Annotated in this window: 15 protein-coding genes; 1 reads left to right on the top strand and 14 read right to left on the bottom strand. The window is 30.9% G+C overall.

The window, feature by feature from the left end:
* Window positions 1–20: 20 nt before the first annotated feature.
* The 10 genes from ACZ451_RS18395 to ACZ451_RS18350 all read right to left on the bottom strand — a co-directional run bounded on the left by ACZ451_RS18395 (window position 21) and on the right by ACZ451_RS18350 (window position 8,123).
* Complete coding sequence (locus ACZ451_RS18395; protein ID WP_464214875.1) at window positions 21–488, bottom strand: YdeI/OmpD-associated family protein; 468 nt, start codon at window positions 486–488, stop codon at window positions 21–23.
* A 192-nt stretch (window positions 489–680) separates the two neighbouring features.
* A complete protein-coding gene (locus ACZ451_RS18390) occupies window positions 681–1,268 on the bottom strand; it encodes a hypothetical protein (RefSeq protein WP_464214874.1) in 588 nt (195 codons plus the stop codon).
* A gap of 149 nt (window positions 1,269–1,417) precedes the next feature.
* Window positions 1,418–2,014 carry a hypothetical protein gene (locus ACZ451_RS18385; RefSeq protein WP_464214873.1) on the bottom strand — a complete coding sequence of 199 codons (597 nt, stop codon included), beginning with the start codon at window positions 2,012–2,014 and terminating at the stop codon, window positions 1,418–1,420.
* Window positions 2,015–2,221: 207 nt separating this feature from the next.
* Entirely contained in the window at window positions 2,222–2,827 is a 606-nt protein-coding gene (locus tag ACZ451_RS18380) for a tetratricopeptide repeat protein (RefSeq protein ID WP_464214872.1), read from the bottom strand.
* Window positions 2,828–3,087: 260 nt separating this feature from the next.
* The gene (locus tag ACZ451_RS18375) at window positions 3,088–4,191 is read right to left on the bottom strand and encodes a serine hydrolase domain-containing protein (RefSeq protein ID WP_464214871.1); all 1,104 of its coding nucleotides are present in this window, start codon (window positions 4,189–4,191) and stop codon (window positions 3,088–3,090) included.
* A 277-nt stretch (window positions 4,192–4,468) separates the two neighbouring features.
* The gene (locus tag ACZ451_RS18370) at window positions 4,469–4,999 is read right to left on the bottom strand and encodes a hypothetical protein (protein WP_464214870.1); all 531 of its coding nucleotides are present in this window, start codon (window positions 4,997–4,999) and stop codon (window positions 4,469–4,471) included.
* Window positions 5,000–5,181: 182 nt separating this feature from the next.
* Window positions 5,182–5,895: a DUF6090 family protein gene (locus ACZ451_RS18365; protein WP_464214869.1), complete on the bottom strand. Its 714-nt coding sequence runs from the start codon at window positions 5,893–5,895 to the stop codon at window positions 5,182–5,184.
* On the bottom strand, window positions 5,896–6,480 hold the full coding sequence (locus ACZ451_RS18360; RefSeq protein ID WP_464214868.1) for a hypothetical protein: 585 nt from the start codon (window positions 6,478–6,480) through the stop codon (window positions 5,896–5,898). It abuts the gene before it with no gap.
* A 42-nt stretch (window positions 6,481–6,522) separates the two neighbouring features.
* Window positions 6,523–7,113, bottom strand: coding sequence for a hypothetical protein (locus ACZ451_RS18355; RefSeq protein ID WP_464214867.1), 591 nt, complete (start codon window positions 7,111–7,113; stop codon window positions 6,523–6,525).
* A gap of 203 nt (window positions 7,114–7,316) precedes the next feature.
* Window positions 7,317–8,123 (bottom strand): DUF5684 domain-containing protein, encoded by an 807-nt coding sequence (locus tag ACZ451_RS18350; protein WP_464214866.1) that lies wholly within the window; start codon window positions 8,121–8,123, stop codon window positions 7,317–7,319.
* Window positions 8,124–8,391: 268 nt separating this feature from the next.
* On the opposite strand from ACZ451_RS18350, the gene ACZ451_RS18345 reads away from it, so the two are divergent.
* A complete protein-coding gene (locus ACZ451_RS18345; protein ID WP_464214865.1) occupies window positions 8,392–9,447 on the top strand; it encodes an IS110 family RNA-guided transposase in 1,056 nt (351 codons plus the stop codon).
* Window positions 9,448–9,760: 313 nt separating this feature from the next.
* Here the strand turns inward: ACZ451_RS18345 and ACZ451_RS18340 are convergent, their stop codons facing one another.
* The 4 genes from ACZ451_RS18340 to ACZ451_RS18325 form a co-directional block, all read right to left on the bottom strand.
* Complete coding sequence (locus ACZ451_RS18340) at window positions 9,761–10,108, bottom strand: hypothetical protein (protein WP_464214864.1); 348 nt, start codon at window positions 10,106–10,108, stop codon at window positions 9,761–9,763.
* A complete protein-coding gene (locus tag ACZ451_RS18335; RefSeq protein ID WP_464214863.1) occupies window positions 10,099–10,551 on the bottom strand; it encodes a hypothetical protein in 453 nt (150 codons plus the stop codon). The genes ACZ451_RS18340 and ACZ451_RS18335 overlap by 10 nt, the downstream gene beginning before the upstream one ends.
* A 236-nt stretch (window positions 10,552–10,787) precedes the next feature.
* Entirely contained in the window at window positions 10,788–11,150 is a 363-nt protein-coding gene (locus ACZ451_RS18330; RefSeq protein ID WP_464214862.1) for a rhodanese-like domain-containing protein, read from the bottom strand.
* The gene (locus ACZ451_RS18325; protein ID WP_464214861.1) at window positions 11,150–11,662 is read right to left on the bottom strand and encodes a rhodanese-like domain-containing protein; all 513 of its coding nucleotides are present in this window, start codon (window positions 11,660–11,662) and stop codon (window positions 11,150–11,152) included. The genes ACZ451_RS18330 and ACZ451_RS18325 overlap by 1 nt, the downstream gene beginning before the upstream one ends.

The raw sequence follows: 11,662 nt of genomic DNA, 5'->3' as shown, positions 1-11,662 counted from the left end.
AAGTTGTTTTGATACTGGATTTATTTTTTCAATATAAGACGAGGAGATGTAATTCCACGTTTTAATTGATCGGCTATTTTTAAACTGCGTTCAATTTTTTTATCTATTGACTTAACTTGATTTACTAAATAAATCAGTCCTCGTTTATTTCCATCAGTCAACGAGTCGAACTTGTCTTTCGCTCGTTCATCTGTCCGAAACACTTCTTCTAATTCCTCTGGATAGTTGAACTGAAACTCCGAAATATCTTTTTCCAATTCAAAACGAATTTTATCTCCAATTTTTAGCTTTAATTGATTCAGTATTTTAATTCCGATATAGATGAAGTAACCCCCTTCTTTTTTATGCATTAATGCGCAAGGAAACGTAGGTTTGGAATTAATTTTACACAATACTCTTTTATCTGATTCATATTGCGATAAATCAAAACCCTCAGGGATTCTAAAATAATGCATTCCTCCATCAAATTTTTCTACTCTACTCGTCATTTTTGCTTGTGTACAACGGCTTCGGCTAAGCGTAGTGCGGAGGTAAGGAAACATTTTCGTTTCTGTCTGCGCACGAAGCTAAAGCTTTTGGTTTAGTTTTTATTTTTCTTATCCAAAGCTAAAGCTCAAAGATTTAGCGACATTATAAATATACAAAGACCTTTCGATTTAACCCTAAAGCCCGTATTACGTTTAGCTATTGCTGACAACAGTATTTTTTATATTAAACATGGTTTGATAATAAACTCCTAGTACTATAGCAAGTCTATTTTCAAATTCTTTCAAGTCGTTTTCATTCGACCGATAAAAGTTTTTTAATGCTAGATTTGGACTTAAGCGATATTTAGAATTTGCTAGTAAAAAACTTCTAATACCATCCCAGTCTGTTGTCGTTTTGGATAGACAGTTTGAAAATGTATAATTTAATTTTACCCTTACTGGATTTATGTAATCAACATTGAATAGTTTTTTTTCAAGTTCAGCATCTTTATTCGAGCGTTCAGATTCTTCCCAGAGATTCAAACTCCTAATTTTCAATTCCAATGAATCTTGAAAAAAGTCCATGGGTAATTTTTTATTAGCCCATTCAGTTACGAATTCAAAATATGCCGCTTCTTTTGAAATTTCAGGGTATTGTTTTTGAATTTTCAATTCGAATAATTCGACTGCTTTTTTTAAAATTTCTCTTTCCTGCTTTACGATACAATTCCTTGAGGAAGAGTTAAATCCTGATTTACAAGCAAAAAGCCCAATAAATAATATGATTACTAATTTTTTCAATATGTTCGTTAAGATACATAGTTTACACAAGTTAAAGATTAGGTGTTTACACTAAATTAGTTTCTAATCTTGTTGTTTGTTGTTTTTTTGCAATAATATAAAGTAAAGTTTTCGCTAAGTATAATGGGTAAGGTTATTATCAAATCCCATTATCTTTTACGTTTGACCTCTTTCCATTCTACTTTTCTTGTATCGAGATTATATAATCCGTAAACCGTATAATTTTTATGTTTGGACTCTTTCCATTCTACTTTTTGTGTTTCTGGGTTATATACTCCGTAAACCGCATAATATGAATGTCTAGAGTGTTTCCATTCTACTTTTTGTGTTTCTGGGTTATATACTCCGTAAACCGTATAATTTTTATGTTTGGACTCGTTCCATTCTACTTTTTGTGTTTCTGGGTTATATACTCCGTAAACCGTATAATTTTTATGTTTAGACTCATTCCATTCCACTTCTTTTATAGCTGGATTATACACTCCGTGAATGATATGGTTTTCATGTTTAGCTTTTTTCTCTTCTACTGTATTCGTGTTAGGGTTGTAAACAGATAAAGACATGTTAAATCGTGGCTCTTGTTCTTCTTCAAGAAGGTAGTTCAGCACATAGTTTTGCGGACACGAATAATCAACAAATAGTACTTCTTCACCCCACAGATAGTTTGTTAAAATGGGGTTTTGAGAGTGGATTTGGTTATTTGTAAGGAAGATAAAAAAAAGGAAAATGATATGTTTAGTTTTCATATTGCAAATATTTAGTTTATGAAAAGTAATCAAGATTTATGCCATTTTTCTTCAAATAGAATTTCTAAAAAGGAAGCACCATGTTTTTTATTATATAACTTATGCCAATATCAAATGTATTATCGAAACAGTATGTAGAAATGACACACAACGGTTTATGTATGGTTCGTTGCAGCAATGAACTATACATTTTGTTGTAAAACGTTTTTATTCATTGCTTTTCATTTCATAATACGCTTTCATTTCGATTACTAGACTGTGAATACCAGTTAAACATTCTTCAATTAAGTCTCCTATAGGAATTATGTCATAATAATCTTGTAGTACTAAATATTCAGAGCTAGTTTTTTCGAAATATTCCATTCCGATATCTTTTTGGTCTGTTTTCCAATAACAATATCCAATTAATTCAAGTAAAAGTACAAATCTCCATAAAGGAAAATCCTCTTTCAGTTTTTTTTGATTAACCTTTAAATAATACTCAATAGCCTTTTCATGTTGTCCCAAATCTTGATAACAATGTCCTAAATAATAGTTAGACATATAATAGTTCGAGTCAGAGTCAATTGACTTTTTAAAGAAAGAAAGAGCTTTATTAGTAATTTCATTCAATAATCCCTTTGATGTTTCTTCATCATAGTTCATATAGTGAAATAATCCCATCGTATAATAGGCTTCCGCATTTGGATTATTTATTTCAGAGTAAAGTTTTAAGATGTCAGTTCGCAATGATGATTTCAAAGAATCATTTTCAAAAGTCTGGCTAAACTTTTCGTATTTATCAATTAACTTTTGTGTTTGTTCGGTTCTCATCAAATGTTTTACAATGGTCAAAGTATAAAGCGAGTAGGGCGTTCCGCTCTGGTAAGCTTTATAATTTCTTGTTTTATAAAAGTATACTAATTTTTTGGAATAGTGAGTAGTGTTGCTGGAGGCAATTGAGCACTAAAGGCCGACCTTATGTATGAGTAGTAACGGATTTCTGCGGACTAACCTTTGGGCTTTTGCAACGACATTTATTTTTATGGTACTATTTTCATGCTATTACTTATACACCCAGTAGGCGGTACTTATTATTTTCCAAGATTACTATTTACAACGATTTCCCTTATTTTATTTTCAAAATGATATACCAAATTGCCTCCTCTCCAATCGCCATCCATAGCGTAAATATTTTCCCAAATGATAACATCAACATCAGTTTCAGGAATGTAAAATTTAATAGATACAAAACCAAATCCTCTTCCGCCGTGTCCTAAATGTTTTGTTGGGTGCGTATTATGTATTCGAAGCCCATAAGCGTAGCCAATTGTGTCATTTGCAAACGCAGCATGTGGTCCTCTGTTACTTGGTGTAATCATTTGTTTATAAATATCAGAATTAAGAATTTTTCCATTGTGGAGTTTTGTGTCCCAAATATTTAAGTCGTAAACGTTAGAAATAATACCACCAGCCGGAATAAAGTCTTTCCAACTTTTTTTTGTAAATCCAATACTGTCAAATTCTACTAAGTTGATTTCCCTATTCTCAAGAGAGTGACCATTTACGAGTCCTATATTGGGTTTGTCAAATTGATAACAATAAGTGTTTTTCATACCTAATTCTTTGAATAATTGATTTGCTAACTCATTAAATTCTTTGTTTGTTACACTTTTGAGGATAGAACCCAATAACCCATAACCAGGGTTACTATATCTATATCCTTTTCCCGGTTTAAAAATTAATGGTTTCTCTATATCGACTATTCCCGAAGACATATTCAGCAATTGATGGACAGTTACTGAGTCAGTCCAAGTTTGTTTTAATTCTGGTAAATATTCATTGATTGGTTTATTTAAATCAATGTGTCCTTTTTCAACTTCCTTTAAAATTAATACCGCTGTTATCTGTTTACTATTGGATTGAATTCGGAAATTGTCATTTAAGCTAATTGGTATTTTCTTTTCAAAATCTGAAAATCCGTATTCCTTCGAATACTTCGTTTCTCCATTTTTAGTTATTAGAACAACACCATTAAACTTTCTTGGATTTGCTGTTGATATTAAACTGTCTATTTTGGCAGAATAGTCATCCAATATTTGATTTTTAATTTTATGATTTCCCTTGTTTTTATTTTCAACACAACTGAAAATGATGAAGACAAAAACAAGAATTGAGATTTTAAAGATGTGTTTCATTGAAATTATGTATTTGTTATTTTTGCTCTGATTACCATCAACGGTCATGGTATAAAGCGAGGAGGGAGTTCCTACCTAGTCTGTTATACCATTTGTTATTTCTTGTTTTATAAAAGTATACTATTTTTTTGGAATAGTGCGCACTACATAGCGCTTTTGGAACGCCTTATTTGTTTTATATTTATGTTGTGCGTTGTTGTCTTTGGACAGCGAGAATTTAGCGGACTTAGTTAATATACACAGACCTTTCGGTTAGGTGAAAACGTCCTATGTTTTCTTATACATTTTTAGCAGCTTTTTTTCTTGTTTTTACTTTTAATTCACAATTAATTCCGGCATTATTCAAATCATTGACAATTACATCTAATTCAGTATAATGGTCATTCCAAGCTTTTGATTCTGTGAATATTATTTTGTTGTTATTATTTACCAGTTTTAGTAATTCAGGTGTAGAACATTTTAGTATTGACTTCAGTTCTAAAATATTATCTTTTGAGTAAGGAATTTCTAAATTCCAATACTCCTCTAAATTCTGTAATTTAAGTTCAAAAAGATGAATCCAATCTACTCCAGGACCAGAGCCTTCAAATTCAACGATCCCTCCATCTTTACTTATCAATAAACGTCCAGCTCCAACCCAGGATGTTCTCTGATTCCAAGTCATTTTTTTTTCAGTTTTTTTACACCAAAAAAGAGAAAAGCAATGATTGTGTTCTTCAATTCCCTCTTCCAAAACAATCATTTTATCTTCAAATCCGCTGGCATTATTAATCCAATAATTTGCCTTTTCAATTATTTCAGTATTCATTTATCAATTTGGTTGAAAATTGCAGGTAAATTGTTTGTATATGATTTCGTTACGTGTGTAAGCAATTAAATTAGTAAATTAAACGAACCAGAGGGAATTCCTGCGGAATTTCCAAGTAGGCTAGAACAGGTAATGAATTATACACATCTTAAGTTTGATTTTCTTCAAATTGATATTATAAACTATTGTAACTCTTCATCTAGTAAATTTATAATTCGATCGATATGCCCTATTCCGCTTTTTATTCGCATATTCCCGCCATTAAAATTATCCTTGTTGGTTTTCAGAATATTAGTAAATTCGCTTTCATCCTTTAATATGTTAAAGTCTTTTAGAACAACGAATTTCCCAAATTTGAATTCTTTTGTTTCTTTTCTTAAAATATAAATCCAATCTTCTTTAAATGTTTCTTCTATATCTTCAATAGCTTTTACCACACGTTTTATTTCGTAATCATAGTATGCGCCAATATCAAATCTCAACTCCTTATTAGATATGAGGTCGAGCCCTTTAGATTTCGCAACTTCAAAAGCATTTGTTAAAGGCTGAAATCTATCAAATCGAATTATATCAGATAACCAATATTTAAGACTATCTTTTTCATTAGTTTCCCATTCTGACTTTAAAACCTTATCTGTAGAATTCATAGCATTTTCAAAATTAGCCTGTATTGATTCTAAAGTCATTTTGTCTTTAATTAAGTTAGCTCTTATTTGCTCTAGTATTTCTTTTTCAAATTTTCGATTCTTTATTTCTTCACTCCAATTATTAATAGATAGAGCAATCAATATTCCAATAACCACAAGCACAATTTCTCCGACAGCATATTTCAGATACTTTCCAGTTTTGCCTTCTGAAAGTAAGTTTTGTCTAATTTTTCTAAAGAATTTTATCATTCAGCTTATCCATTTAAATTCAGTTTTTACAATTGTCCATTTGCCATTTCGAAATTCGTATGTCCTTGTCTCTCCACTTCCACATTTCTCTCCACAAATCGTTCCTATTGTTACGAGAGCCTTGTCAAAAGCATCGTTGAAAACAGGTTTGCTTACAGACAAATACCCATTTTTACAATTTGTGTCCAACCACGTAAATAATTGATGATTTCCTTTTTCGGCTAGGTTAGAAAAGTGCTTGAATTCTTTTTCCGAGATTATCTTTTTTCCGAGTGTTAATCTCTTAGGTAGTTTATAGTTTTTATATAACTCCAGTTGCATTCTTAAATGGTCATTGCTTTTAATTTCCAACTGAGTTTTCATGAAATTAGATAAATCCGTCGTAAATATTACGTGATAAAGTTTATTCTTTTCACTAATACAACTAGACTCTGTGTAAGGGTCAGAGGAATTACTTATTATTAAACTTAAAAGTTCGTCCGTTTTCTCCGTGTCCAAATTCCGAGAATCAGATTTGTATTTTTCTTTACACCCAAATTGAACTAAGGCAAGTAGGATTAATATGTATGCTAATTTTTTTTTCAAATTGCAGGTAACGTTTAATGTAAAATACTTTTTTTTATAGTGTTATAAACTTTTATTGTTTTTATGATTGTTAATCCATGAAGTTGATTTTAATAAAATTATCAATATTGTTATTCGTATGCATACTTCTAAAAGACTAAAAATTGAGATATTTCTTGATAGGCTAATTATTAAAACCGAAATTATAAACCATAAGGAATAGAGTGAAAATGAAATCCATCTTGACCAGTATTTTCTTTTGATAAATAATAAAGCTGAAATAGAGTATATAAGAAAAAATATAACATTACTGATTATTCTAGCCTGGGTTGGAGCAGGGTCTCTTGAAAACATTGAAAGATGAAAAAAATAGTCTAATATTGGTCCAAAACTTAAAAGAATAAGTATTGAAGTGATAAAGTTAATTTTACTGCATGACTTTGAGGTACGAATAGGTAAATTTTCAGTTTTTTCAGATGCCATCTTCAACTTTTCTAAGGCCATTATTTCTATCTCATTGTATCCTCTACTTTTAATCTCATTGATAAGATGATTCCGATTTGGTGCTGTTAGTGAATTAATTTCAGCAGCTAATCTTTGTAAATCAAATTTGTCTAAGCTTTTATATCTTTCAATTATTTCTTTTTCTGTCATTCTAATTGTTTACAACTGACTTGTATATGAAACGTAGCGTGTAAAAAGACACTAACTTTTCGTCCCGATAGCTATCGGGATAACACAGAGCCGAATTTTTATATTTTGTTTTAATTTTTCTCTTTTTAAAAGCCAAATTAAAAATTTGGAGTACTTTGTAAATAAAGAAGAACTTTGGAGTTAATACAAATGCCTAAGGTTTTTTATATATTCTTGACAACAATATTTTTATTCAACGTTAATAGTCCATAATAAAACCAAGGAATTATTGTCATTCCTATAGAAAAGAGAAGTCCTTTTTTAAATTTCTTAGTCAGCTCAACATTTATATAATATTTTGGAATAAATCGTATTATAGGAATTAATAAAGGTACAATCCACCAAACAGGTTTGCTCGTGATATTCAAAAGAGTCAAACTATTTTTTATTGGTATAATTGCATCTGTTCCTTTTCTGCCAAGTTTTGTAAATAGATAATATAAACTATAATAGAAAATCACGATTGTAGTCAAAAAAACTTTTGAATTCAAAATCACCATATATAACATTTTTAAATTAAATGTTTTTATTGAATTTAATAATAGGAAAAATGGATTTCTTAATAAATCATTAATTATTGAAAATGTAGGTGTCCCAAATGTTTTAGACATAGTTTCTACCAGAGAAATAAGTCCTTTCTTTTCTGATTGAATAGGAGAATGTATTAAGTTATTTAGGTAATAAAATATTAAATCATTGACATATTTAAAAAAATAGTTAATGATAATAAATGTTAGTACTGAAATCAAAATTTCTTTAAAAACGTATTTTTCCTTTTTTGTTATGTTATTAATTAATAGAATTAGAGTAATTATAAAAATGAAACTAAATACAAAAGGGTTGAATAGTATCTGAACAAAACCTATTTCTTCAATATTCTGGATATTAAATATTAAATAATATAATTTTTCCAAAAAACTAGTTAAGAGAATATAGATTAAACTTAGCTTTAGTATACTCTTAAAATCCATAAATATTCATTTTTATATATTGTTGGCAACGGTTGAGCTATGAACAGTAAACAGTACGGGAGCAAAGTAACGTTTGCTTTCGGTCACGCACATAGCAAAATCTTTTTTTTGTTTTTTATTTTCCTTGTTTAAAGCAAAATCCCAAAGATTTTGCGACCTCATAAATATACACAGACCTTGGCGTTAAAACCCAAACGCCACATTAATTATAGCATCGATGAAAAAGCAGTAAGTCGAGTATCTTTAAAGTGAACTAAAAATTAAAGATATGGAAACTCAAATTACTGCATGCCCTAAGTTATATATTGGCATTGACATACACAAGAGAAGTTGGAAGGTTCATTGTGCTACGGATTTATTTTCGGGTAAATCATTTAGTATGTCTCCTGATCCGGAACAATTGTATAGATATGTTTTAAAACATTTTTCTGCTCATCAAGTAAGTGTAGCTTATGAGGCTGGTTGTTGTGGTTATTATGCCCACCGTTGTTTTGAGAGTTATAGTTGGCGCAGCTTGGTAGTCAATCCTGCTGATATTTATAGAAAAGGTAAGGAGAAACATACCAAGACAGATAATATAGACGCACAGTTGATAGCTAGAGAGCTTAAAGATGGTCGTTTAGAAAGTATCATAATACGAGATATCAAGCGAGAAGAACTTCGTAGTTTGTTTAGAAGGCGAAATGATTTGGTTAAAGATTTTAGAAGGATTAAGAGTTACATCAAGATGCAGTTATTGTATTTTGGCATTAAAGAACCAGAGGAATTTGATAATGACCATTGGAGTCATAAGTATCGTAATTGGTTAGATGCTATAGTTTTTAAACATCCAACGGCAAAAGCTACTTTGGAGAGTCGCATGCGTTCCTTCCGATTTATAGATCAAGAGTTACGAGGTGTATCAACACAATTGAGAAGATACTGCAAGACGCATTATAAGAAGGACTATATGTTACTGAGAAGCATCCCTGGTATTGGCGGGATAGTTGCTTGTGGTATTTTGTGTGAATTAGGCGATTTACGCAGATTCAATAGTGTAAAGCATTTAGCAGGTTATGTGGGTTTAGCCCCAGGGGTTCATCAAAGTGGTGCTAACTATAAGATCATGGGTATTACACCACGTGCACATCGACTGATACGAAGTTATTTTGTTGAAGCCTCGTGGCAAGCGATACGTACAGATCCTGTGATGCAGGCATATTACCGTAAGCATATGGGTAAGAACGTAAAGAGTATTATTATCAAAGTAGCAAGAAAGTTACTAAGTAGAACATTAGCAGTTATAAAAACAGAGACTCCTTATACGATAGGAGTGATATCCTGATAAAAAGTAACCATAACAAAGCTCATAGATAAAGCTCGTATCACAAAACAACGTGGGTGATCTAAGGTATTAGAATCACATTTTTATAGCAAGTGACCGAGTTTATTATAACTTAATAATCATACAGATGCTGGTGACGTTTCGTAAAAAAGAATCGATCACAAATAGGCGATGTCCTGAGCTAGCCGAAGGGATGCGGAGCAAGTTATATTAAAAGAAAAAAAGGTGGTTTAAAGCAAAAAAGAAAATATTATTTATCTTTAGAGAACTGGACTAAGGCTTTTCATAGGACACGGTGTTGCCAGTAGTTATTTTAAAATGATTGATATGAACTAGCGTTTATTAGAACAATTTTATCTTTGTCATTATTGAACAAAGGTTTGTCTAATCCCCAATATAGAAAATGTGTTTTAGTACCATCAGCCTTATTTTTTACTGATGCATTACCACTTTTTGTGTAAATTACAATTTCATCTCCAGCTTTTACTTCTTGAGGTATAAACCAATATGATTTATTGCTACGATTCCCAAAGCCATTATCAGTTTTGGATGTCATAAATAGCACATAATATTTTAATTCAGAGTCTTTGATTACATTAATTCCGATACGCTCATTAGCTAAATCTCCTTTATCTCCGATGCTTTTTATCTTTATTTCCATTTTATAGCTTTTGAAACAATTCCACCAATAATTAAGAATAAACCTAATGTTAAAAATATACCACCAAGACCATCATCCCAGACTACTTTTGCAAAACTAATAATTGCAGCACCAGAGGCCAAGCAAAAAGAATAGATTACTTCGTAAGATTTTGAAATATTAAATTTTTCGTCGAGAATTTCTTTTTCTTTATCTGTTTTGTGATATTTTTCTTTTAATTCATCTAGTTCGCTTATTTTTTCATTCAAACGATTTTCAAGTTTAGAACTTTTGCTTTCTAGTTTATCCACTTCACTCAAAAGAATTCTCTGTACAGCAGGCGTTTTCAAATCTTCTTCACTAATTCCTCGCTGAAGATTGAAATAAGGGTTTAATGGGATGACATTTTGAGTATTACCTTTTAATTCGGTAGCTCCGTCATCTTTCGGTATTTCATCACTCATAGTTTTTTATTATTACTGAAGTTCAATTGTTTACGAAGTTAAAAATATTAAAGTCAATTTTGATAAAGAATATGATTATTAAATTCTGGTTGTTCGTTTTTCTAATTACTGGCAACATAGTGTTATACGTACTTAGCTCAAAAAGTATGTATAACCAATTGAATAGAGTTGGATATCAATACTTTTATAAATTTTTACATTTTAATTGGTATTAAAATGTACCCTAATAAGGCGTATCACTCATTCCAAGCTTTCCAACCCTTAGCAAAATCATAAATTGTGGTAAAGCCTAATTCTTCCATCAATTTACTGGCTTTATGGCTTCTAACACCAGAGTGGCAATAGAGGTATACAGGTTTGGTTTTTTCTAGTTTTAGAATTTCTTTGGCAAAGCGCTCCCTATCTCTAATATCTATATGGATTGCATCTTCTATATGGCCTGCATTGTATTCTGTAGCCGTTCTAACATCAACCAATTGTACTTTTTTACCAATAGCTTCTTTAAATGTAGCAAGATCTATAACCGTAGTTTTTTGGCTGTGTTGTGCGTGGCATGCACTAATCATAATTAGTAGGAATGTGTATACAAAGCTTTTCATTACTTTTTAGCTTTTGGTATTATTTTGTTCCCTTTTAAAAGCCATTGCCCCCATTCTTCATCAAAAGCATGTACATCGCTGGTTTCCCCATCGGTATTCATTACTTTTTTGTCTTGGTGCACCCATTCAAAAATACCGCCGTATAAATTAGACACATCCGTAAAGCCTTTTTTAAGTAATTTTTCGGCTATTTTTTCACTTCTATAGCCAACCGAGCAATAGACTACTATTTTAGCATCTTTTGGAATTGTGGCGACTCGTTTTGTTTTAAAATTGTTATAGCCTACCCAAATGGCATTTTTGATATGACTCACTGTGTATTCTTCTTTTTCACGCGCATCTAGAAAAATCACTTCTTCATTGATATCGGTAGGAACAACTTCGGTAACTGTATGTGATAATAGGGTAGAGAGCATCGAATCAAACTCAGCATTTTCTACTTTTTGCTGTGCAAACAACAATGTAGAAAAACCGAATAACAGTACTATTAAGAAGGCTTTTTTTAGTATCAT

Source organism: Allocellulophaga tsushimaensis (assembly GCF_055383085.1).
Note: the sequence above shows the minus strand (reverse complement) of the source record. Positions and strands in the feature narration are given on the sequence as shown.

Bases quoted from the DNA above. Each gene is read 5' to 3' on its own strand.
- ACZ451_RS18375 (WP_464214871.1), bottom strand. From the start codon at position 4,191: ATGAAACACATCTTTAAAATCTCAATTCTTGTTTTTGTCTTCATCATT.
- ACZ451_RS18345 (WP_464214865.1), top strand. From the start codon at position 8,392: ATGGAAACTCAAATTACTGCATGCCCTAAGTTATATATTGGCATTGAC.
- ACZ451_RS18325 (WP_464214861.1), bottom strand. From the start codon at position 11,662: ATGATACTAAAAAAAGCCTTCTTAATAGTACTGTTATTCGGTTTTTCT.
- ACZ451_RS18350 (WP_464214866.1), bottom strand. From the start codon at position 8,123: ATGGATTTTAAGAGTATACTAAAGCTAAGTTTAATCTATATTCTCTTA.
- ACZ451_RS18380 (WP_464214872.1), bottom strand. From the start codon at position 2,827: ATGAGAACCGAACAAACACAAAAGTTAATTGATAAATACGAAAAGTTT.
- ACZ451_RS18395 (WP_464214875.1), bottom strand. From the start codon at position 488: ATGACGAGTAGAGTAGAAAAATTTGATGGAGGAATGCATTATTTTAGA.
- ACZ451_RS18385 (WP_464214873.1), bottom strand. From the start codon at position 2,014: ATGAAAACTAAACATATCATTTTCCTTTTTTTTATCTTCCTTACAAAT.
- ACZ451_RS18330 (WP_464214862.1), bottom strand. From the start codon at position 11,150: ATGAAAAGCTTTGTATACACATTCCTACTAATTATGATTAGTGCATGC.
- ACZ451_RS18370 (WP_464214870.1), bottom strand. From the start codon at position 4,999: ATGAATACTGAAATAATTGAAAAGGCAAATTATTGGATTAATAATGCC.
- ACZ451_RS18335 (WP_464214863.1), bottom strand. From the start codon at position 10,551: ATGAGTGATGAAATACCGAAAGATGACGGAGCTACCGAATTAAAAGGT.
- ACZ451_RS18340 (WP_464214864.1), bottom strand. From the start codon at position 10,108: ATGGAAATAAAGATAAAAAGCATCGGAGATAAAGGAGATTTAGCTAAT.
- ACZ451_RS18355 (WP_464214867.1), bottom strand. From the start codon at position 7,113: ATGACAGAAAAAGAAATAATTGAAAGATATAAAAGCTTAGACAAATTT.
- ACZ451_RS18365 (WP_464214869.1), bottom strand. From the start codon at position 5,895: ATGATAAAATTCTTTAGAAAAATTAGACAAAACTTACTTTCAGAAGGC.